The following is a 24869-nucleotide window of genomic DNA, read 5'->3' on the forward strand; positions in this document are numbered from 1 at the left end:
GCTAGCCCACCAAGGATACGCAGAACGTGCGGCCCAGTGCAAAACAGCCGCCCAGTCACTCAGGCTCCGGCCAGGGCCTGCCAGAGGAAGTGATTGCTGCGGGCCTGCAATGCTGCGGCCTGCCGGTTGTCCGAGGCTCCCGCGTGTCCGCCTTCCAATGCTTCGTGGAACCACACGTTCGGTATGCCCATGGCCTGCATGCGGGCGGCCATTTTGCGTGCCTGGACAGGCCCGACGCGGTCATCCGAGGTTGCCGTCCAGATGAACGTCTCCGGGTAGTCCACGCCGTCCCTGAGCAGGTGATAGGGGGAGAAAGTCTTGATGAATTCCCACTGCGAGGGCACGTCGGGGTCGCCGTACTCGGCGATCCAGGAGTATCCGGCGGACAACTTGGTGTACCGGCGCATGTCCAGCAGGGGTACGCCGCAGGACACAGCACCGAACAGCTCCGGGTACCGGGTCAGCATGTTCCCCACCAGGAGTCCGCCGTTGGAGCCGCCGACGCAGCCTAAATGCCGGCGGCTGGTGACGCCGCGGGTGACCAGGTCCTTGGCCACGGCTGCAAAGTCTTCATAGGCGCGGTGCCTGTTCTCCTGCAGGGCCGCCCGGTGCCAGGACGGTCCGTACTCGCCGCCGCCACGGATGTTCGCCACCACGTACACACCGCCGCGTGCATCGGGACCGGTCAAGCGCCGTTCCAGCCAGGCACGTCCAATGGTTCCGCTGTAGGCAGGAGTGCGTGAGACTTCGAACCCGCCGTATCCGGACAGCTGGGTGGGGTTCCGGCCATCCAGCACCAGGTCCTTGGCGGCGACTTGGAAATACGGGACTTTGGTGCCGTCGGCGGAGGTGGCAAAGTGCTGTTGCACCTCGTAGAGCTCGTCGTTGAAGAACGACGGCGACTGCTTGACGACGGCGTGGCTGCTCACCACGGTGGGGGTTCCGGAAGCGGCCGTCAGGGTTCCGCGCATCAGGGTGGTAGGCGTCGTGAAACCGGTGGCCACCAGCCAGAAGTCGTTGCCGGCTGCGTCCACAGACGCATCGTCGCCCGGCCCGGGGAGAGCGTCTTCGTCGTCCACGGCGTAGGCATTGACGTCGTGCAGGGGCGGGCAGGCATCCAGCAGGGTGGACGCCCAGGAACCGTCCGGGCCGGCCTGGGAAGGATCCAGTACCCGGATTTCCGATGAAACGTCCCGGAGGAGGTTCAGCAGGAGGTAGTCGCGGGTCCAGCTCCAGGATTGCAGTGACGTTCGTTCATCCGGGGTGAACAGGACGGTGAGCTCCCGGGAACCCGCCAGCCAGTCATCGAACCTAGCGGCCAGCAGGGATCCGGCGGGATGCACGGTGCCGGCCGGTTCCCAGTCGTTCCGGGGGCGGAACAGGAGCCAGCCGCGGTGGGCGCTGATGTTGACGTCCGTGGGCACATCGATGGCCAGCCACCGGCCGTCCTGCATCAACCAGGTATGGCGGTTGTAGAAATCGATGTAGTCAACGGCAAAGGTCCGTTCGAAGCCCGGAGTGGCGTCGTGGACCACCATGGCCAGCATGTGGTCTTCGGGGATCTCGAAAAGCCGTTCGGCATCGTCCAGCAGTTGGCCCCGGCGAAGCTTCACGCCGGTCCGGGCATACGAAGAGGACGTGGCAGGGAGTCCGGCGGCCGTGCTGGAGACGAGCAGGGTGTCGGCGTCGAGCCAGCTGATATTGCCCTTGGCCGTGGGAATATCAAAGCCACCGCCAACAGGATCCACGAAACTGCGGGTGGCTACGTCGAATTCGCGGTAGCGGTTGGCGTCTCCGCCGTCGGGCGACAGCGCGATCATGGCGTGCCGGTAGTCGTCGCCGTCCCGGGGGCGCAGGAAAGTGGCTCCGTGGAAAACCCAGTCCTGGCCTTCTGCAGCGGCCAGCGCGTCGATATCGAGCAGCACATCCCACTCAGGCTCGTCAGCCTTGTAGCTGTCCCAGGTGGTGCGGCGCCACAGGCCTTTGGGGTGTTCCTGGTCTTTCCAGAAGTTGTAGTAGTATCCGCCCCGTTTGCCCACCATGGCGATGCGGTCCGTGGAGTCGAGGACTTCCAGGATTCCGGCCTCCACGGCAGCGTAGTCGTCACCATCGAGCAGGTCTTCGGTACGCGCGTTCTGTTCCCGGACCCAGGCCAGCTGCTCCTCGCCGTGGATGTCTTCCAGCCACGCGTTCTCGTCCGTGGGTTCAGGTGCGATCGGTTCGGCCGGTCCCTGACCGGTCTCTGCTGTGGTGGTCATCGCCCCATCCAAGCAACTCCCGTCAACGGGAAGCAAGTCACACGGAAGTTAAGCTGGAGCGTGGATAAAAAGCAAACACGCAGTGTCGCCCTGATCGGGGCCGGTCCCCGCGGGACCAGTGTCCTTGAGCGCCTGCTCGCCAACTGGACGGCGACCCCGACAGCCTTCCAGTCGCTCCATATCCACGTCGTAGACCCTTACCCCGCGGGTTCAGGGCATGTCTGGCAGCCGGAGCAGTCGCGGCTGTTCCTGATGAACACCCAATCGTTTTATCCCACGCTGATTCCTGAGGATCCCCAACTTGCGCCGCCGCTCGCAGGTGGTTCGTTCGACCAGTGGCGGGAGTCCCGCCGTCGTGATGGCCGCGGACTGGACGAGGCCGAAAAGGCGGAGCTTTCCACGCTTGAGTCCCATGATTTCCCGAGCAGGGCGCTGTACGGGCGTTATCTGCGGCAGACGCTCGCGGAGGTGCTGGAGCGCAAGCCCGACGCCGTTGAGGTCACCTTCCACCAGACGGAGGCTGTTGCTGCGCGTCCGTCAGGCGACCAGTTCGACGTCGAACTTGCGGACGGCGCGGTCCTCACCGTCGGTTCGGTGGTCCTGGCGCTGGGCCATGTCGACTCGCGGCTGAACCCGGAGCAGCGTTCCTTCGACCAGGCGGCAGCCGAACATGGCCTGCTCTATTTCCCTCCTGCGCCTCCTGCCGATGTTGACTGGCAGCGCGTGCCGGACAATGAGCCCGTGCTGGTCCGGGGCATGGGCTTGAATTTCTTCGATGTGATGGGGCAGCTCACCGAAGGGCGTGGGGGCAAGTTTGTGGACGCCGGCTCACCCGGAGCCGCCGCTCTTGAGTACCGGCCATCGGGCCGCGAACCGAAGATCATTGCTGCCTCCCGGCGCGGGACGCCGTACCGCGCGAAAGCCGGCCTGACCGGGTATTACCCCAGCAGCGTCACCATGCGGTACCTGACGGAGGCGGCCATGGACCGTTTTCGGGCGGCAGGAATCCAGCCGGCGTTTGACCACGATCTGTGGCCGCTGCTCCACCGGGATGCCTTGTGGGCTTACTACTCGACGCTGGCGAGGTCCCAACCGGCAGCCATCCGCGACCCGAAACAGTTCCTGGCGGACCTGGGGGACGCGATGCAGCCGCACGCCCACTCCACGGCGAACTGGGAGAGCGACGTTGGCGAGCTCGTGGAGAAGCATGTCGTAGCCTCGCGCCGCCTCAATCTGCGCGCGCTTGCCGCGCCATTAGCCGGCAGGTCTTTCAGTTCCCGCCGTGAGCTGGATGCGGCGATCACTGCATACCTGGATGATGACGCGCGGCGGTCAGCCCTGGGGGAGTCGGACCCGGTGAAGATGGCGATCGGCGCCCTTCATACCGGCCGTGCGATTTTGAAGTCCGTGGTCGCGGACGGGGGGATCACCGACGAGTCCTGGCTTGCCGGACTCCGCGGATGGTTTGAGTCGTTCGTGGAGGGGCTGGCGAGCGGTCCTCCCGCCCTGCGATCGGAACAGCTGGCCGCCTTGGCGCGGGCCGGCGTCGTGAGCTTCGTAGGACCCGACCCCAAGTTCAGCGTAGACAGGACCGCGAGAGTCTTCCGGGCCGATTCACCCTGGGTACACGATGATCCCGCGGAAGCCCGCACGCTGATCGAGGCGATGTCGCCGGCCAACCGGGTCAATTTCAACGTTTCGCCGCTGTTGGAGCAATTGATGGCTGACGGCCTGGTGCGCACCAGGATCATGATGAGCGTGGAAGGCACACCGATGCAGACCACGGGCCTGGACGTCCAGCCGCACCCGTACCGTCCAGTGGCTGCCAACGGTTCCGTCACGAAGGGCATGTATGTCCTGGGGCTGCAGCTGTCGGCCTCCCAGTGGGGGACCGCCATCGCCGCCGAAGCGCGTCCGCGCACGGGCAGGGTTTACGCCAGCGGCCAGCGGACCCTGCGCGATGCCGACGAAATCGCGCGGAGCATCCTCGGCATTTAAGCGCGTCATGCCCCCAAGCCGGGCTTGGGGGCATGACGACGGCGGGGGAGCGGCTAGCCCCTCAGGCACCGCTGGTATTCAAGCCACGCGATGGCGTACTTCAACCATCCCACGACGTCGTACCACTTGGTGGGCTTCACCGGAGCCGTGCACTGGGGCTGGGTGGGTCCGCTGTCAGCCACCGTGACCTGCGTTTTCACTACGGTCCCGGACTCGACGGCGGTCAGCACCAGCGTGCCCGGTCCTGCAGCTGCTGAGGCGGGAACCTTGAGGTCGACCGCCGCGGCACCCCCGGATACCGGCACATCGCCGAGGGCTGTGTTGGCGCCCTTCGCGTCGATGAAGACAGCCTTGAGGGTCTTGTTGGCCGGGCTGCCGATGGAGGTCAGGTCCAGCTTGGAGACGGCCAGGGCGATGGCGTCGCCGGCCTTGACTTCCGCCGCGGTGGAGTTGGCCACGGCCACGGAACGTCGCGCGAAGTCCGGAGAGACCGGATTGTTCCCCTGGAGGTACTTGATCCAGGCGTCGCGGTCCACCAGTCCGGTGTCTTTCGTGTTGCTGCCTTCCTTGAAGATCCGGAAGTTGTCACCGCCGGTGGCGAGGAAACTGAACGTCCCGATCCTGTACTGCCTGGCCGGATCAATGACCTCGCCGTCGATCCGGATGCCGGTAATGCGGTCACCGGCAGGGCGGGAAGCGTCGTAGGTGTAGTTGACGTTCTTGGAGAGGCCCAATTGCTGGTAGGGGCGGCTGGGGATGGTGCCGTCCGGGTTGGTCTGCCATTGCTGTTCCAGCAGGGTCTTGAACTGGGCACCGGTCAGTGACGTGGTCCAGAGGTTGTTCACGAACGGCAGCACGGCGTTGGCCTCTGCGTACGTGATGGTGCCGTCGGGTGCGTAGTAGAGCTCGTTCCGGAGACCGCCCGGATTGACGACGCCGATCTCCGCCCCGCCCAGTTCCGGTGCTTTGAGCGTGTCCACCAGGGAGTCCGCCACGAGGTTGCCAAGGGTGGATTCGTTCGCGCGGTCGTCGCGCTTGGGGGCACCGCCGGCCGGATCAGGGGTGAAGGCTGTGGTGATATCAGCGGTCACTGCACCCACGGGCTGGTTGCCGATTTCTGCAGCATTGGCCAGTGCCTTGTCAACAATCGTCCTGACCGCGGCGACGCGCGGGTAGGCGGCGACGAGGCTTTCTGCCGTTTCGGTTGTCCTGTCCACGATGGCTGCCTTATACGCCGTCACGGACTTGGAAGCAGTGTCCACCGTCAGGGTCACGGTGCCAACGTTTTCGCCGTAGTTTCCGGTCTGGACGATCGGACGGGTCTTGCCGGTTGGCTGGCCGTTGCTGTCCAGGATGGGAGCATCCCAGGCGTATTCCTTGTGCGTGTGCCCGGTGAAGATCGCGGCAACGTCGGGAGTGGTCTCGTTGACCAGCTTGGCAAATGGTCCGCCGGCCTCGACTTCCTGTTCCAGGGTGGCGCCTTCCGGTGTTCCGGAGGCTGCGCCGTCGTGGTTTTCGACGATGATCAGGTCGGCCGCGTTGTCAGCCTTGATCCTGGCCGCAACGCGGTTGATGGCGTCGACCGGATCACCGAAATCCAGATCCGCGATGCCTGCGGGCGTGACAAGGGTGGGCACCTCCGGGGTGACCGTGCCAATGACAGCCACCCGGAGGCCGTTCATGTCCAGGACCTTGTACTCCGGCAGGACCGGGGTGGTGGTGCCCTTTTGGTAGACGTTGGCACCGAGGTAGGCGAACGTGGCGTTGTTGCCCCCTGCGACAACGCGGTCGCGCAGATCAGCCCAGCCGCCGTCGAACTCGTGGTTGCCCACTGCTGAGGCCTGGAGTTCAAGCGCGTTCAGGACATCGATGGTGGGCTGGTCCTTGGCGACCGAGGAGGCGAAGAGGGACGCCCCGATGTTGTCACCTGCCGAGATAAAGGCCGTGGCGCCAGGAGCTGCCGCAGCACGGAGTTTCTCAACGGTCCCCGCGAAGAGCACGGTGTTGGTGTCGATCCGGCCGTGGAAATCGTTGATGCCCAGGAACTGCAGGTCAACGGTTGCCGGTGCGTCCGGAGCCAGGTTGAGGCCCACCACCACAGGATCGTGGTCGCTGGCCCGGAACTCGTCCGGAGCATAATAGTTGGTCACATTGTTGTTATACCGGCTGTACTCCAGCGCCACGGACTCCACGGAGTTGATGTTCCAAATGTCGGTTCCCGTCACGGTCTTGTGCGCAGCGGGGGAAGCCAGGATGTGGTCCAGAGAACCGACCATTCCACCGAACAGGTAGGAGTGCTTGTTGGTTCCCGCCTCCAGGTCCACGTAACCGGCACCAGTGAGGACGTTGATGGGGTCTTCCTTGGCGTAGGCGTTGAAGTCGCCGATCAGGAACACCTTGTCTGTGCCTTTGGAAGCCTGGAGGTCCTTGGAGAAGGCGAGCAGCGATTCGGCCTGCTTGGTGCGGGCAATGTTGGACGCACCCTGGCCCTTGTCCGTGTCGTCCGGAGTGGCCGCTGATCCCTTGGATTTGAAGTGGTTGACGATTGCGATGAACTTCTTGTCATCGGCCGCGCCCACCGGCTTGAAGACCTGGGCCAGTGGCTTGCGCGCGCTCGCGAAAGCCACAGTGTCGTTGTGGATGATGGATTCGCCCACCGGTTCCGCCGTTGCCTTCTTGAAGATGAACGCCGTGCGGATCATGTCTTCGTCGCTGAGTGGCGGGGCGTTGGCCGGTGTCCGCACGTAGTCCCAGATTCCCGGCGTTTGGGCGTTGAGGGCGTCCACCAGCTTGGACAGGGCATCATCGCGGTTCTTGCCGAACTGCGCAGAATTCTCGATCTCTTCGAGGGACACGACGTCGGCGCCGGACTTGGCGATGGCTGCGACGATCTTGGCCTGCTGGCGCTCGAAGTTCTCCGCGTTGGCAGCACCGCGTGCGTTGCAGCCTTCCTTGACGGTGATCGGGTTTCCGTCGCGGTCGGTGTAGAACACGCAGCCACTGAGCTGGTCGCCGGTGGTGGGGAAGTAGTTCAACACGTTGAAGGACGCCAACTTCAGCGTGCCGCCAACATCTGCCGGACCCTCGGGGCGGCTGGCGGTGAACGTCGCCGGTTGGACTGTGTCGGCGTTGGCCGGAGTCAGTGCAGTGAGCGGCTGAAACTTCCAGGCGTTGTTGCCGTAGCCCAGGATCACGTTGGTGGTGAAGTTTGCCGGTGAGCCCACCCGGACAGGATCCGTGGTGGTGAGGTACGGGAGCTGCTGGGCCTTGGTGGTGGCGTCCTTGAGGAAGTTGGTGGACGCGCCGTCGTCGAGCTTGATCCCGCGCATCGCGTTGTCGGCCACCACCGCCGCATGTTCCGCCGAACCGTAGGCGGCTACCGCCGTCGGCTGTACCAAAGGTGACGTCCCGGCAGCGAGGCCGATTTCGCCGTACTGGTTCAACGAGTAGTTGTCGGTGACCGTGAAATTGCCTTCGGGTGCCACGAGCATGCCTTCGAAAGCCTCGCGCGCGGCGTCATTGGCCGGCAGCGCGAACGGCGTGGCTTTTACTTCGGGTGCGGCTTCCGTGAGCTTCTTCAACCCGGCAGCTTCCACCGTGATCTGGGTCTGGTTTGCGAATTCGCTCACGGGCCCCGTCAGTTCCAGATACTCGCCCTGCTGGACGGAACCCGCAGTCGTGGGGGAGTAGACGAACAAAGCGTCCGACGCCGTCCTGGCCGCCCCGCTGCCGTCGCCGCCGGTTCCGGGGGTCTGGACGTAGTAGCCGTTGAAACCGCCGGTGGCGTAGACCGCGGTGACCTTGCCACGGGTGGTCACCGTGGCACCGACGAAGGGGCTGGCTGCGCCCGTGCCCTGGATTTCGGCGATGGTCCTGGTGCCGGGTTCGGGCTGTGGATCCGAGGGCGTTCCGCTGCCTCCAGCCGCCGTGGGCGTGATGGTGGCGTTCAGGCTGAAATCGGCGGCGTTGGAGTCGGTATCCACGCCGTTGGTGCGGTTAAGGCTCCGCACGTCCGTGTTCCCGGACGGAGCCTGGGCCGGCGCCGCTTCGAACGTATTGGACGTACCGTAGCCGAGGAGGTCCGCGATGGCGGCGTCGCCCGTCACGGAGCCTGCGGCCAGCGGAGAGACGGCTGTTGGCTGCTTGGCGAGGATCAAGGTTCCCGCCGTGCCACTCGGGTTCAGGGTGCCGCTGGCCTGGACGTCCGCCGTGGGCAGGGCAGGAGCAGTGGACGTGCCGCTGTTCGTGGCGCCCTGGATCAGGAAGTGGCCCTTGGCCGGGATCGTGCCAGCCAGGGCGGTGATGCCGGTGGGGGCTCCCGTTCCCGTCGCCGATCGGTATTGCAGGGACCAGCCGGCCAGGCTGACCGGCGTATCCGAGGAGTTGTAGAGCTCTACGAACTTGTTCTTGAACGCAGCCCCGCTGCTGCCTCCGCTCAAGTAGGCCTCGTTGATGACCACCGGCGACGTGCCGGCCGCCGGTTCATCGGCTGCGATGGCCGGGACCGCCGTCAGCGGGGCCGCTATCAATCCCGCTGACAGGATGGTCCCTGCCAATAGTTTCCAGTGCTTTTGGTGCATCCGCTCTAACTTTCATTAGTGAGCCCTGTGGGGCTCCATGGACGGCGCCCACTGTCTTGTGAAGTGGACGATGTACCGGAAGTTACTCCCGGGTAAAGCTGCCTCGGGCATAGCTGAACACGAACGGATGAATAGGGGATGGCGCGCCGGTGGCCGGGGGGTTGCTCCGGTCACCGGCAGGCCACCGGCTGGTCACCGCCTGACAGGCGGCCAAGTGAAACTTACTTGGCGGCCCCCTTCAAGGAACCAGTGGTTGGTTCCCCTGCGGCACCACCGATGAGGCAGACGATCTCGCGGTCGTTGGCCTTCCAGGTCTCACTGGTGGGGTAGAAGTACGTCAGTTCCAGGGACGATTGGTCGAAGGGCAGGCCTACGAACGTGGCGAACTCGGCTCCACAGAAATCCTCGGACTGAGCCTCCACCTCGGACTGGCCGGGATAGGCGTCGGCCACAATGTTCTTGGCGGCGTAAGCCTCAAGATCGTGGCTCTGTCCGCAGGGGATGACGGCTACGTCTTTGACTTCGGTGCCGTCGGGCTCGGCGATGCAATCGCCCACCTTGACCTTGAAAGCGTCCGCAATCGAGGTCTCCGTCGGCCGGCCCGACTCGTCTCTTTTGGCATCCCCGCTGCTGATGAAGGCACAGCCTGCCAGCGCCAAAGCGGCAGCGCCCAGCACGGCTGCGGCTTTGATGGTTTGTGAAAGGTGGAGCATTTCCGGTCCTCGTTCCCCAGAAGGACCACATCGGTCCGGACTGAGATCCGGCACACGTGGTCGGTCGATGAGGGACCGGATACAGGCACCCGTGCCGAACGATCCCCCAGGATCGGCAACGGGCAGACCGTGCCGGCCGCCCTTGGGTAGGTGGCGGCCGACGCGACCCTAAAATCAAAGTCTAAGGCGTGGGACCCAGGTCCTGGATCACCTTGAACACGGCACCCGTCGGGTCCGTCAGCGTGGCCAAACGTCCGAACGGTGTGTCCTCGGCAGCTTGGGTGACCGTGGCGCCCAAAGCCAGTGCCTTCTCCACGGTGGCGTCCGTGTCCTCGACAGCGAAATAGACGCTCCACATGGACGGGACCTGCTCCGGGAGGAAACCGGAGGCGTCCATGATGCCGGCCTTGGCATTGTCTCCGGCGCCCAGCGTCGTATACCGGAATTCCGGGGTGTCACTCATGACCTCCGTTTGCCAGCCGAAGACGTTCTGGTAGAACGACACCGCCGACTCGTAGTCCTTGGACAACAGTTCGTGCCAGGCCGGCGTGCCGGGCTCCGCTGCGACCTCATAGCCCTTCATCTCTCCGAATTGCCAGGCTCCGACGGAGGCTCCTGAAGAGTCTCCATACATGGCCATGCTGCCCTGCTCCGGAACCTCCATCGGCTCCAGGAAGACCTGGCCCCCGTTCGCGGCGGTAGCCTCAGTGGTGGCCTTGATGTCATCCGTACGCAGGTAGGTGGACCAGAGGTCAGGCATGGCGCCCATGTCTTCCTGCTTCTGCATGATTCCGGCTACGAGCTTTCCGTCCTTGGAAGCAGTGATGTAGCCGCCGTACTTTTCCTGGTCTCCAGTCTCGTAGGTCCAGCCGAAGAGCGCGTTGTAGAAGGATTTCGCTTTCTCAGGATCGGACGTCATCAGATCGATCCAACACGGTGAACCGGCAGTGATATCAGGCGTAGGCATGTGCAGAGCTCCTGTAGTCAGGCCGCGGCATACTCCGCGGCTGATGGTGTAGTGGTGGAGACACGAAGAACACTATGCGGGGGCTCTGACACTTTTTCAACAAAAAATGCCCGGGTCCATGGACCCGGGCATTTGCCTGGCGGAAGGTAAGGGATTTGAACCCTTGGTACGGGGTTACCGCACACTGGTTTTCAAGACCAGCTCCTTAGGCCGCTCGGACAACCTTCCCTGCCTAGTAGTGTTTCATAGGGAGTTGGCTCTACCAAAACATCACGTCCTGCAGGCCCCGCCCCGGCCCTGTAGGACCAGCAAGAAACCGGGAGTTCGTCATGAAAGCCGTCTACATCTCAGAACCGGGCGGACCTGAGGTCCTTGAGGTCCGGGACGTACCGGCTCCGGTGCCCGGCGAGGGCGAGGTGCTGATCGACGTCGTAGCTGCCGGCTTGAACCGCGCTGACGTGCAGCAACGCCGCGGCTTCTACCCGCCGCCTCCCGGCGCGTCCGACATTCCGGGGCTGGAAGTCTCCGGGCGCATCGCGGCGTTCGGGCCCGGCGTGACCAAGGCATTCTCGCTCGGCGACAAAGTCGTAGCGCTGCTCGCCGGAGGCGGCTACGCACAGCAAGTGGCTGTTCCCGCCGAACAGGTGCTTCGCCTCCCCGAAGGCGTCGACCTCATCACGGCCGCGTCCCTGCCCGAGACCGCGGCAACCGTGTACTCCAACCTCATCATGACCGCGCAACTGCAGCCCGGTGAGACCGTCCTGGTCCATGGAGCCACGGGCGGCATCGGAACCATGGCCATCCAACTCGCCAAGGCCTACGGCGCCAACGTTGCCGCCACTGCCGGCACTGACGAGAAGGCAGGCACCGCCAAGGCCTTCCTCGGTGCCGACATCGCGATCAACTACTCCGAGGAGAACTTTCCGGAGAGCCTCAAGGCACAAAACGGCGGGCGGGGCGCCGACGTGATCCTCGACGTCGTGGGCGCCAAGTACCTCCAGCAGAACCTTGATGCGCTCGCCGACTACGGCAGGCTGATCGTCATCGGACTGCAGGGCGGCACCACTGCGGAGATCAACCTTGGCCAACTGCTCAGCAAGCGCGCGGCAGTTATCGGAACGGCGCTTCGTCCGCGTCCCGTCGCGGAAAAGGGCATCATCATGTCCGCAGTGCGGGAGTCCGTGTGGCCCATGCTCGCCGATGGCCGGATCAAGCCGCTGGTAGCCAGGACTTTTCCCCTGGACCAGGTACGGGAAGCCCATGAATACTTCGACTCCGGCGAGCACGTAGGGAAGGTCCTGCTGCTCGCCTGACCGCGCACGCCCACGAGGAAGGAGGCTCATGTCCATCCGGCACAGTTTGCTGGCCCTGCTGCAGGACCGGCCCCGGTATGGCTATGAGTTGCGCGTGGAATTCGAGGACCGTACTGGCGCCGCCTGGCCACTGAACATCGGCCAGGTCTATACGACACTGGACCGGCTCGAGCGCGACGGCCTGGTCAGCAAGGACGGCGACGACGGCGGCGGGCACGTGGTCTACAGCATCACCGACGCGGGGGTTGAGGCAGTCGGGGACTGGTTTGCGGGGGCCGTGGAGCGGGGCAATCCGCCCCGGAACGAAATCGCGATCAAGCTGGCGCTCGCCGTTACCTTGCCGGGGGTGGATGCGTCGGCCGTGATCCAGTCCCAGCGTGAGGTTTCCGTCCGGGCCCTCCAGGAGCACACGCTGGCACGGAAGAGCTTGTCCACACATCCCAAAACCGCAGATACCGCGATGCTTTTGGTCCTTGATTCCCTGATCTTCCAGGCGGAGGCGGAAGTCCGCTGGCTTGACTTGTGCGAAGCACGGATGGTGCAGGCTCGGGCCCAGTCCTGACTTCCCGTGACCGTGGCCCGGGATACCGCTGCCGCACACGCCTGCCGCACACGCCTGCCGCACGGGAGCAACCGTTTACCGCGTGTTCGGCGGTGGTTGGCGTGGGTCCTTCTTTCCTGTCCGTGCGCGTTGCTAGGGTGCTTGAAGCACCCACCCGCAGCTCTCAAGGAGGAGACATGGACAAGATCCCTGGCAAGGCCATTACGGCTGAAGGGCTGGACCCAAGCCTGCCGCCACCGGCCGTGGACGATTCCGTCCTTGAGGCCGAGGACCGCAAATGGACCCCGGCCAAGATCGGACTCTGGATAGCAATTGCCCTGCTGGGCGGCGTTGCGTGGGTCATGCTGGCCCTGGTCCGGGGAGAGACGGTCAATGCCATTTGGTTCGTTTTCGCGGCCGTCTGTACGTACCTGATCGGCTACCGGTTCTACTCCAAGGTGATTGAGCGGTACCTCCTCAAGCCCGATGACCGCAGGGCTACCCCGGCCGAGTACAAGGCCGACGGCAAGGACTATGTCCGCACGGACCGGAACGTCCTCTTCGGCCATCATTTCGCGGCCATTGCAGGGGCGGGTCCGCTGGTGGGTCCGGTCATCGCGGCCCAGATGGGCTACCTCCCGGGCACTATCTGGATCATTATCGGCGTCGTTCTTGCCGGTGCCGTGCAGGACTATCTGGTGATGTTCTTCTCGATGCGGCGCGGCGGACGGTCGCTGGGCCAGATGGCCCGCGAGGAACTTGGCGTCATTGGCGGCACCGCCGCCCTGATCGCCACCTTGCTGATCATGATCATCATCGTGGCCATCCTGGCCCTGGTGGTTGTCAACGCCCTGGGTGAGAGCCCGTGGGGTGTGTTCTCCGTGGGCATGACCATTCCGATTGCGTTGTTCATGGGTGTGTACCTGCGCTTCATTCGTCCGGGCAAGGTGATGGAGGTTTCCATCATCGGCTTCGTCCTGCTGATGGCAGCAATCATCGGCGGCGGTGCCGTGGCCGGGACGGAATGGGGTGCGGCGTTCTTCCACCTGGATAAGGTCACGATCGCATGGGGCATCATCGTCTACGGTTTCATCGCCGCGATCCTGCCCGTCTGGCTGCTCCTTGCTCCGCGTGACTACCTGTCCACGTTCATGAAGATCGGCGTGATCGTGATGCTGGCAGTGGCCATCATCGTGGTCCGCCCGGAGATCAACGTTCCTGCGTTCAGTGAGTTTGCCAGCCGGGAGAACGGTCCCGTCTTCTCAGGTGCACTGTTCCCGTTCCTTTTCGTGACCATCGCGTGTGGTGCGTTGTCCGGCTTCCACGCCCTGATTTCCTCCGGCACCACGCCCAAGCTGATCGAGAAGGAACGGCAGACTCGGTTCATCGGGTACGGCGGCATGCTCATGGAGTCCTTCGTGGCCATCATGGCGCTGGTTGCGGCGATCTCGATCGACCGGGGCATCTACTTCGCCATGAACGCACCACTGGCCCTCACGGGCGGCACCGTGGAATCGGCTGCCCAGTGGGTGAACAGCCTCGGGCTGGCCAACGTCAACATCACTCCCGATGTCCTGGCCCAGACTGCCACGGACGTAGGGGAGGAAAGCATCATCTCCCGCTCAGGCGGTGCCCCGACCCTGGCTGTCGGCCTGGCGCACATCATGCAGCAGTTCATCGGCGGCCCGGGCATGATGGCGTTCTGGTACCACTTCGCGATCATGTTCGAGGCACTGTTTATCCTGACCGCAGTGGACGCCGGCACACGCGTTGCGCGCTTCATGCTGCAGGACTCGATCGGCAACTTCATCCCCAAGTTCAAGGAAGCCTCCTGGCGCCCGGGTGCCTGGCTGTGCACCGCCATCATGGTCGGTGCCTGGGGAGCGGTACTGCTCATGGGCGTCACGGACCCCCTGGGCGGCATCAATACGCTGTTCCCGCTGTTTGGTATTGCCAACCAGTTGCTGGCAGCCATTGCCCTGGCAGTATGCCTGGCCATCGCGGCCAAGCGCGGAGCGTTCCGTTACCTGTGGATCCCGGCAGTCCCGCTGGCTTTTGCAGCCGTAGTGACCATTACGGCGAGTTTCCACAAGATCTTCTCCTCCGTTCCAGCTGTAGGCTACTTCGCCAACAACGCCGCGTTCAGCAAGGCACTGGCAGAAGGGAAGACCGAGTTCGGAACCGCGAAGACCGTGGCTGCCATGGAAGCCGTGGTCCGCAACACCATGATCCAGGGCGTCCTCTCGGTCATCTTCGTGACCCTGAGCATCATCGTGATTGTGACTGCCATCCTGGCCACTGTGCGGGCTTTCCGTACGGGTGGAGGCCACGACCACGAAGACCCGGCAGTGCCATCCAAGGTCTATGCACCCGCAGGTTTGATTGCCAGCCCGGCGGAGAAGGAACTGCTGGCCCAGTGGAACGCCCTGCCGCCGGAAAAGCGCCTCCAGAAGGCAGCACACCACTGATGAACGCAATCACGAAGGGCTTGAAGGACTTTTCCGCGTACATGCGCGCCTTGATGGGTGCGGACGCCTACCAGAAGTACTTGGAGCATTTCGAGAACACCGGACATTCCGGTCCTGCCATGACTGAACGCGAGTTCTGGCGGGACCGGATGGACCGCCAGGACACCAATCCGCAGGGCAGATGCTGCTGACCGGGTCCGGATGCGGGTTTCGCTACGAACGAAGTCCAAAATCCGGCCCCGGCGGCCGGCCGGCGTGAACCACGTGAGAGTATGAAACGCATGAGCGATCTGAACAACACCCAGCCTGAGGTTGCGGCTTCGGACGACACGCCTGTAGAGGGGACAACCCTGGACCAGGATGCTGCCACCTCCGGCGCCGGCCCGGCCCCGCAGGAAACTTCGGTGGAAGAAACCAAGCCCAGGGGAACCAAGCTTCAGGAACTTGTTGACGAGCCCGCGAAGGTCATGCGGATCGGCACCATGGTCCGACAGTTGCTGGAAGAGGTCAAAAGCGCGCCATTGGATGATGCCGCGCGTGGCCGGCTGGCTGAAATTCACGAACGCTCCATCAAGGAACTCGAGGACGGGCTGGCTCCCGAGCTCATCGAGGAGCTTGAGCGCATCAGCCTTCCCTTCCCTGAGGAGAAGGCTCCGTCCGACGCGGAACTGCGCATCGCCCAGGCACAGTTGGTTGGTTGGCTGGAAGGCTTGTTCCACGGCATCCAGGCGGCTATCGCCGCCCAGCAGGCGGCCCAGAGCCACGCGGCCGCACAAATGCAGCTGCGCCAGCTTCCGCCCGGCACGGTGATAGCCCCTGGCATTGTCATCGGCGAGAACGGCCAGCCCCAGCGTGCTCCGGCACCTGGCGCTGCACAGCAGGCCCGCCCGGAAGACCCCGACCACGGTCCGGGCCAGTACCTCTGAGCTGATCCGTGGGTTTCTTTGGGGCCGTCCGGCAAGGGCGGAAGGACGATCTTGAGCTCGGCAAGGGGCTTTGGCGCCGGGCCCATGACCGCTTTCACCGTGGCCTGGACCGGTACCACCAGGTACTTGAAGGCGTGGATGACGACCAGCTCTACGGAGAACTTGTGGACGTCGCCAACCAGCTGGCCGAACTGCTGCCGCGGGTCAGGGCTGTCTGTGTGGAGGCCCAGAAACGCGCTCCCAGCGATGGCCTGGATGTGCCCGGCTCCTTGGCAGGGGTGCATCGCGCGTTATCCAAGGCCGGTAATTCACTGGCCACCACGGCAGAAGCCGCTGCGATGCTCAGGCTGGCAGTTGGCCCCGTGCCGGTAGGAGCGTTGTCCGTCCGACGGCGTGCGGAGTCGGTTTTCGAGCAAGTGTCGGATGCCGAGCGCCAACTCAACCCCTAACCCTTCGCCCTCAAGGTATAGCGCGTAAGCAACTACCAGCGCGCGCCGTTATTCCCCTGTGGAAATAAGTTAAGCGGATAGCTGATTCTGGTAATATTTGGTGCTTTGAGCAACTTCATGCTGGCAGGATGGCAGACATGACTTCCTCACCAACACTTACTTTCAACGACGGCAACACCATTCCCCAGCTCGGCTACGGGGTGTGGCAGGTTGAAGACGATGTAGCCGAAAAGGTTGTCCGCCAGGCATTCGAGGCCGGCTTCCGCCACATCGACACCGCCAAGATCTACGGCAACGAGGCCGGCGTCGGCCGTGCCATTGCTTCTTCCGGTCTCTCGGCTGAGGACATCTTCATCACCACCAAGCTGTGGAACGCAGACCAGGGCTACGAGTCCACTCTTGCTGCCTTCGAGGAATCCCTGGACCGCCTCGGCCTGGAGAGCCTGGACCTGTACCTGATCCACTGGCAGCAGCCCAAACAGGACAAGTACGTGGACACCTGGAAGGCCCTGATCGAGCTGCAGAAGCGCGGTCGCGTCAAGTCCATTGGTGTTTCCAACTTCACCATCGAAGGCCTGCAGCGCATCATCGATGAGACCGGCGTTGTCCCGGCCATCAACCAGATCGAGCTGCACCCGTTCTTCAACCAGTCCGAGCTGCGTGAGTTCAATGCTTCCAAGGGCATCCTGACCCAGGCATGGTCCCCGCTGGGCCAGGGCGGCGAGCTGCTCGAGAACGCTACGGTCGCCGAGATTGCTGCAAAGCATCACGCCACCCCTGCCCAGGTGGTTATCGCCTGGCACCTGGCCGTCGGCAACGTGGTGATCCCCAAGTCCGTCACCGAATCCCGTATTCAGGAAAACTTCGCGGCCCTCTCCGTGAAGCTGGACGACGCTGACGTCCAGGCCATCAACGGCCTGGACCGTGGCGCCGAAGGCCGTATCGGCCCGGACCCGGCTGTCTCCGACTTCGCCTAAGCCGCAGCACGCAAGTGCCCCGCCCCAACTAAGTAGCATTTGTGCGCGTTATGAGGGCTCATAACGCGCACTTCTGCGACCTAGTTGGGGGCGGGGCACTTGTTGTTAAGGCACGACGGCGGCGGGCGGGTTTGCTGACTGGCCTGCGGGCTGCGGCTCCTCACCCGATGAGGGATGGGCCGCGACCGCTGCGGCGTGCTCGGCGAGAACGCCCGTCTGGTGCCTGATCTTCAGCAGGTACAGCAGCGCGCCTCCCACGGTCACGGCGGCCACGAAGATCACTCCGCCCCACTGCAGGTACCACTCGAAGGGCGGGACGGAGTTGTAGATCTCCTGCCGCGGCCAGATCAAGTTGATTGTCATGGCGCCGCCCCAGAGCACGGCCAGGATATTCACCGGCAGCCCCCACTTGCCCATGCTGAACCCGGGCTCCGAGCCGTCCGCGGTGGCAAGGGGCCACTTCTTCAGGAACCGTTTGCGCAGCAGGGGTACTGTCACCAGCAGGTAGGACAGGTAGATCAGCACGATGCTGATGCTGGACAGGATGGTGAAGATCGCGGGCTGCATGACGTTGATGAGCAACGGGAGGATGGCAAGCACTCCAATGACGATGGCGGCCACGGTGGGGGTGCGGCGGACGGGATCAACCTTGCTGAGCTGCCGGCTGAAGGGCAGGTTGTTGTCCCGGGCCATGGCGAACATCATGCGGATCGCCGCTGCATGGACGGCCAGGGTGCAGACGATCACAGCGACCACAATGCACGCCAGGAACGCCTTGCCAAAAGGGCCGCCCAGGACGCTGAGGACGATGTACTGGAGCCCGCCATCGGCCGCACCAACCTTGGGGTCAGTGAGGTCCGGTGCGGCAAGGATGCCGAAGAACAGGATCAACCCACCCAGGAGGAAGGAGGCGGTCACGGCCCGGATGATGGCCTTGGGGGCCGTCTTCTTGGGGTCCTTTGTCTCCTCGCCCAGGGAACTGGCCGTATCGAATCCGTACATCACGTAGCCGGAGGCCATGGCAGCGATAAGGAAGGCACCGAAGAAGCCCAGGTCGGTGCCTTCTCCAAAGCCGGCGGTATCGAAGAATACCTCGGGACCGCGCACCACATGCCAGCCAAGCGCAAGGATCAACAGCACGGCCGCAATCAGCTCAACAAAGACACCGATGCTGTTGATGCGCGTCATGAGCTTCACGCCGAAGGCGTTGATCAGCGTTGAGATGGTGATCATGATCGTCGCCAGAACCACACCGTTCATGGCGAAGTCGAACGGCCCGGTTCCGTCCCCCACGATCTGGAACCCGGACCAGAGTTGCGGGAGGGTGATCTGCAGCGCCAGTGCTACAGAACCCAGGGCCATGATGGAGGAGAGAAGCAACAGCCACCCGGCAAGCCACGACGACGTCCCCGAAGCGAGCCGCTTGGCCCAGTTATAGACAGACCCGGCTACGGGATATCGGCCCGCAAGCTCGGCAAAACAGAGGGCCACCATGAGCTGGCCGACAAAGACGATTGGCCAGGACCACGCATAGGCAGGGCCGGCCATGGAGAAGCCGAAATAGAACAGTTGAAAAACACCGGTGAGGATGGAGATGTAGCTGACGCCGGCAGCAAAGCTGGCGAACTTGCCAATGCTGCGGTCCAGGGTCTGCGTATAGCCAAACTCATCCATGCCGCTTGAATCATTACTCTTGCTGGGTTCCACTATGGACTCCTTATCAGAAAAGCAAGATGGGATCGGCCGCCCTGGGGCGCGGCGAATCAGGATTTGCTGTGGTGGTTTCCCCCAAAGGAAGGGGCCCCGGAGGGCACCCTTCTCAGGCGTACGACGGCGTGAATTCCTCCTCTTCGGTAGTAGCGGCGGCAGCGTTGGCCTCGCCACGTGCAACCTTGATCAAGTCGGCGCAGCGCTCGCCGATCATCATGACGGTGATGTTGGGGTTGACGGTCACGTGCTCCGGCATGACGGACGCATCGGCGACCCGGAGTCCGGTGACCCCCTTGACCCGCAACGCAGGATCCAAAGGTGACATGTCGTCGTCGTACGCTCCCATCCGAACGGTCCCCACCGGGTGGTAGACCGTGTTGTGGGTCTTGCGGATGTAGTCCTGCAGTTCCTCGTCGGTTTGCGCGTCGATGCCGGGTGAGAGTTCCCGTCCCGTCCACTCAGCCATGGCGGGCTGGGCGGCGATCTCGCGGGCCTTACGGATGCCGGCAACCATTACGCGCATGTCGTGGCCCTCGGGGTCAGTGAAGTAGCGAGGATCCACCATGGGCTTGTCGCGGAAGTCCCGGCTGCGCAGCCGCACGGTGCCGCGGGAGCGGGCGTGCGTGACGTTCGGCGTGAGGCTGAAGCCGTTCTCGGTGGTGGGGTAGCCGTGGCGGAGGGTGTTCATGTCGAACGGCACCGAGCCGTAATGCATCATAAGGTCGGGGCGGTCCAGTCCGTCCTCCGTGGGCGTGAAGATGCCGATCTCCCACCACTGGGTGGAGGTTTCCACCATGGGCCGCTTGGCCTCGAACTGTACCAGGCCCTCGGGGTGGTCCTGCAGGTTTTCGCCCACGCCGGGGGAGTCCACCAGTGCTTCAATACCGTGTTCGGCAAGGTGTGCGGCCGGGCCAATACCGGACAGCATGAGCAGCTTGGGGGAGTCGATTGCGCCGGTGGACAGGATCACCTCGTGGTTCACGGAGAGCCGGTGCGTGCGGCCGAATGCCGAATCAACGACATCGACGCCGGTGCAGCGCTTGTCCGCGTCGAACACCAGTTGCCGGGCCCTCAAACCGGTCAGGAGGGTGAAGTTGGGCCGGTCGATAATCGGGTGGATGTAGGACACTGAGCTGGAGGAGCGCGTGCCGTCCGCCCGGCGGTTGATCTGGAAGAAGTTCGCTCCATTGATGACCGTGGCGCCCGTGTTGAACTTCGCGCGGGGTATGCCCGACTGTTCGCAGGCGTCCAGCAACGCTACGCCGGCAGGATCGGCGGGAGGGACGTTCATGAGGTGTACAGGACCCGAGTCCCCGTGGTGCGGGGCATCCGGACCGGCGTCTTCGTTGGTTTCCAACCGCTTGTACAGCGGCCAGGCGGCATCGGCGTTCCATCCCGTTGCCCCGTACTTGGATTCCCATTCATCCAGGTCCTCGCGGGGAGCCCAGAAAGCGATGCAGGAGTTGTGGCTGGAGCAGCCGCCCATGACCTTGGCACGGGCGTGGCGCATGAAGGAATTGCCGTTTTCCTGCGGTTCGATCGGGTAGTCCCAGTCATAGCCTGATTCGAGGAGTTCCATCCAGCGGTCCAGCTGCAGGATTTCGGGCAGATTGCGGTCGTCCGGGCCTGCTTCAACGAGCGCGACCGTGACATCCGGATCCTCGCTCAGCCGGGCGGCTACCGCTGCCCCGGCGGACCCGCCGCCGATCACGATGTAGTCGAATGAGCGCTCGCCGAGGTTCTCGATGTTGTCGAAGTGCATCTAGTTCTCCTTGCCGTGGTCAGCGAACCAACCAGTGACCTGGGGGTTGGTGTTCTGGTAGATGTGCTTGGCTTCCTGATACTCGGCCAGTCCGGTGGGGCCGAGCTCCCGGCCCACTCCCGATGCGCCGAACCCGCCCCACTCCGCCTGGGGGAGGTAGGGGTGGTAGTCGTTGATCCAGATCGTGCCGTGGCGCAGCCTGCCTGCCACGCGCTGTGCCTTTCCGGCATCCTGCGTCCAGACTGCTCCGGCCAGTCCGTAGATGGTGTCGTTGGCGATGGCCACGGCCTCGTCCTCGGTGCTGAAGGTCTCCACTGTCACCACCGGGCCGAACGCCTCATCGGTGACCACGGACATTCCCCGGGTGACGCGGTCCAGGATGGTCGGCTGGTAGTAGAACCCGGCGTCGTACTTTCCGCCTTCAGGTGCGGAACCGCCGGTCCGCAGCCGCGCGCCTTCGGCGATGCCGCGCTGGACGTACTCGTGGACCTTGTCGCGGTGGTCTGCGGAGATCAGCGGACCGGTCTCGGCGTCCTCGTCGAACGGGCCGCCCAAGCGGATCGCCTGGGCGCGGCGCACCAGCTCGTCCACAAAGCGTTCGGCGATGGACTCCTCCACCACCAGCCGGGCACCTGCCGAGCAGACCTGGCCTGAGTGGAGGAAGGCGCCGTTGAGGGCGTTGTCGACGGCGGCATCGAAGTCCGCGTCAGCGAAGACAACGTTGGGGTTCTTGCCGCCGAGTTCCAGCGCGACCTTCTTGACAGTTGCGGCGGCGGCAGCGGCGATGCTCTTGCCGGTTTCCAGGCCACCGGTGAAGGAGACGAGGTCGACGTCGGGATGTTCCGTCAGCGGGGCGCCCACCTTGCGTCCGGGTCCGGTGACGAGGTTCGCGACGCCGTCGGGCAGGCCCAGGTCCTTCATGAGCTGCATGCACAGGATGCTGGTGGACGGAGTCAATTCGGCCGGCTTGAGGACGAAGGTGCAGCCGGCCGCCAAGGCCGGGGCGATCTTCCATGCGGCCTGGAGCAGGGGGTAGTTCCACGGCGTGATGAGGCCGCACACGCCTACGGGTTCATAGGCAATCCTGCTGACGATATCGGGATTCCCGGCGTCAACCACGCGGCCCGGTTGCTGGCCGGCAAGCCTGCCGAAGTACTCGAAGCAGGCTGCGATGTCGTCGATGTCGATGCGGCTCTCCACGATCCGCTTTCCCGTGTCCAGCGACTCGGCACGGGCGAACTTTTCGCGGTGTTCGCGAAGTCCCGCTGCGACTTTCAAGAGGAACGTCCCGCGCTCCGGGGCAGGTGTTCCGGACCAGACTCCGGAGTCGAACGCGGCGCGGGCCGCGGCAATGGCGCGTTCGGCGTCTTCCTTGCCACCTTCTGACACTGTGGCGACCACTTCACCGTCTGCCGGATTGCGGATCTCCCGTGCGGCACCGGAGGCGGCCGCCTCCCATGAGCCGTTGATGAAGAGCGTGGATGCTGTTGTTGACATGGTTCTCCCTCGGTAGTGGGTGCCAATGCCCGGCTGAGAGCGTGGGCTGAGGTGTTGACGTCCCGCGCGTCCCTGAATGTGGGCACGGCACAGCTGCGCCTTGTGGGGCCGTTGCTGTGGGGCGGGTATTGCTGCGCGGCCGTCGTGTGGTGCGGCGCGATCCCGGACTGCGTAGTGAAACGTTGCCGGGAGGTGGGTGGTGCTTTCGCTAAGAGCCAGGAACGAGTGTGTCGTAGGTCATAGAAAGACAGTAGAGCACTTTGAACGATCGTTCAAGGGTTTTGAAGCGAGATATATCAATCTGCCGGTTTGTGACCTGCGGGGCTTGCTGGTACTACTTGGCGTCCCGGGCCGGAGCGAAGGCGATTTCTTCCGTGCGGGCGATGCTTCGCTGGATGGCGGCCTTGTCGATGCCCAGGAGAGACGTCAACCACATGCCGTTCTGGATCACGACAATGTCCGCACCGCGGTCCCGGCACTCTTCCCAGGAAAGTTTTGGATTGGCGTTGGAGACCAGGGTGGCGAGGCCGTCGATGTACCGGTCGAACGCGGCAGCGTTGATTTCCGCGTAGCCTTCGTCAGCCTGCGCCAGGGCCCACAGGTGTAGACGCAGGGACAAGTATCCGGTGGTCAGCAGATCTGCGCCGGCCACGCGGCGGAGGGCCTGGCGGAGTTGTTCCTGGGGGTCGGTGGCCGGGTCCACGGCCACCAGCAGGAGATCGTGCTCGTCAACGCGTCGGAGCGCGGCCCGGATCAGGGTCGTTTTGTCGTCAAAGTAATAGTTGACCAGACCCAGCGCGACGCCGGCTTCACGCGCCACAGCACGCATGCTCACGCCTGAAATGCCGTGCCGGGAGAGCAGCTCCATCGCCGCGTCAAGGATGCGGGACTGCTTGTCGAGCTGACCACCGGAGTTCAACGTATTCGTCCCCATGTGGCAACCCTATTGCCAAAGGGGTGGGAGGTGCACTTTGGGTTACCGGCCGGACGCGTAAGCGAACGTCGCCCACCGCTACAACGCGGGGCCCTGACGCTGCACGCCAGCCCGTCCTAGCGCCGGATCGCGCCCAGCACGGAGTCCCGCACGCTGTCCATCGTCTTGGCGTCCTTGGCCTCGACGTTGAGCCGCAGCAGTTCCTCGGTGTTGGACGCCCGGACGTTGAACCACCAGTCTCCTGATTCCGCGGTCACGGTCAGACCATCCAAATCATTCAGGAGGACTCCGTCCATGCCCTCGTAGGAGCCCTGAATGTCCGCGATGGACCTGGCCGTGTCCGCCACGGTCGAGTTGATTTCGCCGCTTGAGTAATACGTTTGGTACTTCTCGGCCAAGCTGGAGAGTGGTCCGGGCTGCGTGCCGAGAGCGGCGAGCACGTGCATTGCGGCAAGCATGCCGGTGTCCGCGCTGTAGAAGTCGCGGAAGTAGTAGTGGGCGGAATGTTCGCCACCGAACACAGCGTCCTCTTCGGCCATTCGGGCCTTAATAAACGAGTGGCCAACCCGCGTTCGGACGGAACGGCCACCGGCGGCCTGGATGAACTCCGGAACAGACTTGGACGTAATCAGGTTGTGGATCACGGCTGGCTCTGCCTCTCCGGCCGCCTGTGCTCTGGCGATCTCCCGTACCGCGATTATGGAGGTGATGGCGGATGGCGTGACTGGTTGTCCTATCTCGTCGACGACGAAGCAGCGGTCCGCATCGCCGTCGAACGCCAGCCCAAGGTCGGCGCCGTGGGCCACCACAGCCGCCTGCAGGTCACGGAGGTTCTCAGGTTCCAAAGGGTTGGCGGGGTGATTTGGGAAGGTGCCGTCCAAACGGAAGTACAGGGGGATGATCGTCAGCGGCAGGGCCTCCAGAAGTTGGCTGCCAAGCACGGCCGGAACTGTCATCCCGGCCATGCCGTTTCCGGCGTCCACCACCACCTTGAGCGGGCGGACGCCTGAAAGATCCACGAGGGACCGCAGCTTGCGTGCGTAGTCGGCAAGCACGTCCAGCGCGGTCACAGTTCCCCGTGAGCCGGCTGCCGGAATTCCTTGAGCGAGGTAGCGCTGGGCGAGGTCCCGGATATCGAACAGCCCTGAGTCGGAGGAGATGGGGACGGCTCCGGCCTGGGCCATTTTGATCCCGTTGTACTGTGCCGGATTGTGGCTGGCCGTAAAAATGGCGCCGGCCGCGTTGAGGGAACCACAGGCAAAGTAGAGCTCGTCGGTGGAAATCAAACCGAGGTCGGACACGTGCGCGCCGCGGGTGGAGGCGCCCAGCGAGAACGCCGAGACAAACCCCCGGGATGAAGGACGCATGTCTCCGCCACAGAACACTGTCTTCCCCGCGAGGCCCAGGACGTCGACGAAGGCTGCCCCGATTGCCTGTGCGATGTGATCGGTCAAGGAGATGCCGACGATACCCCGGACGTCGTAGGCCTTGAATGACGAGGACAGATCCATGATTCTCCTTGGCCCCCACTTGTGGAGGGAAGTAAACGCTTAGTGTTGGAATAACAACAAAATCCTACCGGATGCCGAAGTCCGTATCCGTGTAGGAACCCACTCGGGGGGCCGAAACTTCGCTGCAGCCGCACGTGGCCTCAATTTCAAGCCGGACGGTCTGGGAGCTGTTTGAACCGAAGGCGAGGGTTACGGGTTCGCCTTCGGAGGTGGAAACCCGGAGGGTGCTTTCTTTCGAGGAGACGTCAAACATGGTGGTCCTTTG

18 protein-coding genes and 1 tRNA gene are annotated in these 24869 nt (G+C 64.0%); 8 read left to right on the forward strand and 11 right to left on the reverse strand.

Annotated features, from left to right (window positions below; all coding sequences use genetic code 11):
- Nucleotides 1–59 precede the first annotated feature (59 nt).
- Nucleotides 60–2258, reverse strand: coding sequence for a prolyl oligopeptidase family serine peptidase (locus tag ACPFL9_RS04185; protein WP_426006024.1), 2199 nt, complete (start codon nt 2256–2258; stop codon nt 60–62).
- A 60-nt stretch (nt 2259–2318) separates the two neighbouring features.
- Here ACPFL9_RS04185 and ACPFL9_RS04190 point away from each other — a divergent pair, with 60 nt between their 5' ends.
- Entirely contained in the window at nt 2319–4256 is a 1938-nt protein-coding gene (locus ACPFL9_RS04190; protein WP_426006025.1) for an FAD/NAD(P)-binding protein, read from the forward strand.
- A 53-nt stretch (nt 4257–4309) separates the two neighbouring features.
- Here ACPFL9_RS04190 and ACPFL9_RS04195 read toward each other — a convergent pair whose 3' ends face one another.
- The 4 genes from ACPFL9_RS04195 to ACPFL9_RS04210 all read right to left on the reverse strand — a co-directional run bounded on the left by ACPFL9_RS04195 (nt 4310) and on the right by ACPFL9_RS04210 (nt 10744).
- Nucleotides 4310–8836, reverse strand: coding sequence for an ExeM/NucH family extracellular endonuclease (locus ACPFL9_RS04195; RefSeq protein ID WP_426006026.1), 4527 nt, complete (start codon nt 8834–8836; stop codon nt 4310–4312).
- Between the two features lie 221 nt (nt 8837–9057).
- Nucleotides 9058–9549, reverse strand: coding sequence for a septum formation family protein (locus ACPFL9_RS04200; RefSeq protein WP_426006027.1), 492 nt, complete (start codon nt 9547–9549; stop codon nt 9058–9060).
- 181 nt (nt 9550–9730) lie between these two features.
- Entirely contained in the window at nt 9731–10516 is a 786-nt protein-coding gene (locus tag ACPFL9_RS04205) for a VOC family protein (protein WP_426006028.1), read from the reverse strand.
- Between the two features lie 137 nt (nt 10517–10653).
- A tRNA-Ser gene (locus tag ACPFL9_RS04210) sits at nt 10654–10744 on the reverse strand.
- A 101-nt stretch (nt 10745–10845) separates the two neighbouring features.
- Here ACPFL9_RS04210 and ACPFL9_RS04215 point away from each other — a divergent pair.
- From ACPFL9_RS04215 to ACPFL9_RS04245, 7 genes are all read left to right on the forward strand, one after another.
- Entirely contained in the window at nt 10846–11829 is a 984-nt protein-coding gene (locus ACPFL9_RS04215) for an NAD(P)H-quinone oxidoreductase (RefSeq protein WP_426006029.1), read from the forward strand.
- 28 nt (nt 11830–11857) lie between these two features.
- Complete coding sequence (locus ACPFL9_RS04220; RefSeq protein WP_426006030.1) at nt 11858–12391, forward strand: PadR family transcriptional regulator; 534 nt, start codon at nt 11858–11860, stop codon at nt 12389–12391.
- 176 nt (nt 12392–12567) lie between these two features.
- Nucleotides 12568–14838, forward strand: coding sequence for a carbon starvation CstA family protein (locus ACPFL9_RS04225; protein WP_426006031.1), 2271 nt, complete (start codon nt 12568–12570; stop codon nt 14836–14838).
- Nucleotides 14838–15029 carry a YbdD/YjiX family protein gene (locus ACPFL9_RS04230; protein ID WP_426006032.1) on the forward strand — a complete coding sequence of 64 codons (192 nt, stop codon included), beginning with the start codon at nt 14838–14840 and terminating at the stop codon, nt 15027–15029. Before ACPFL9_RS04225 ends, ACPFL9_RS04230 begins: the two co-directional genes overlap by 1 nt.
- 90 nt (nt 15030–15119) lie before the next feature.
- Nucleotides 15120–15764, forward strand: coding sequence for a bacterial proteasome activator family protein (locus ACPFL9_RS04235; protein ID WP_426006033.1), 645 nt, complete (start codon nt 15120–15122; stop codon nt 15762–15764).
- An 8-nt stretch (nt 15765–15772) separates the two neighbouring features.
- The gene (locus ACPFL9_RS04240; protein WP_426006034.1) at nt 15773–16213 is read left to right on the forward strand and encodes a hypothetical protein; all 441 of its coding nucleotides are present in this window, start codon (nt 15773–15775) and stop codon (nt 16211–16213) included.
- 137 nt (nt 16214–16350) lie between these two features.
- Nucleotides 16351–17190 carry an aldo/keto reductase gene (locus ACPFL9_RS04245; RefSeq protein WP_426006035.1) on the forward strand — a complete coding sequence of 280 codons (840 nt, stop codon included), beginning with the start codon at nt 16351–16353 and terminating at the stop codon, nt 17188–17190.
- A gap of 105 nt (nt 17191–17295) precedes the next feature.
- On the opposite strand, the gene ACPFL9_RS04250 is transcribed toward ACPFL9_RS04245, so the two are convergent.
- From ACPFL9_RS04250 to ACPFL9_RS04275, 6 genes are all read right to left on the reverse strand, one after another.
- Nucleotides 17296–18864 (reverse strand): APC family permease, encoded by a 1569-nt coding sequence (locus ACPFL9_RS04250; protein ID WP_426007483.1) that lies wholly within the window; start codon nt 18862–18864, stop codon nt 17296–17298.
- Between the two features lie 145 nt (nt 18865–19009).
- Nucleotides 19010–20662 (reverse strand): GMC family oxidoreductase, encoded by a 1653-nt coding sequence (locus ACPFL9_RS04255; RefSeq protein WP_426006036.1) that lies wholly within the window; start codon nt 20660–20662, stop codon nt 19010–19012.
- Nucleotides 20663–22159, reverse strand: a complete 1497-nt coding sequence (locus ACPFL9_RS04260; RefSeq protein WP_426006037.1) for an aldehyde dehydrogenase family protein — start codon at nt 22157–22159, stop codon at nt 20663–20665.
- Nucleotides 22160–22493: 334 nt separating this feature from the next.
- A complete protein-coding gene (locus tag ACPFL9_RS04265; RefSeq protein WP_426006038.1) occupies nt 22494–23093 on the reverse strand; it encodes a TetR/AcrR family transcriptional regulator in 600 nt (199 codons plus the stop codon).
- A gap of 116 nt (nt 23094–23209) precedes the next feature.
- The gene (locus ACPFL9_RS04270) at nt 23210–24604 is read right to left on the reverse strand and encodes a phosphomannomutase/phosphoglucomutase (RefSeq protein ID WP_426006039.1); all 1395 of its coding nucleotides are present in this window, start codon (nt 24602–24604) and stop codon (nt 23210–23212) included.
- 64 nt (nt 24605–24668) lie between these two features.
- On the reverse strand, nt 24669–24857 hold the full coding sequence (locus ACPFL9_RS04275) for a hypothetical protein (RefSeq protein WP_426006040.1): 189 nt from the start codon (nt 24855–24857) through the stop codon (nt 24669–24671).
- Between the last annotated feature and the right edge of the window lie 12 nt (nt 24858–24869).

Origin of the sequence: Paenarthrobacter sp. NyZ202 (assembly GCF_049860755.1) — a bacterium.
Classification (GTDB): Bacteria; Actinomycetota; Actinomycetes; order Actinomycetales; family Micrococcaceae; genus Arthrobacter.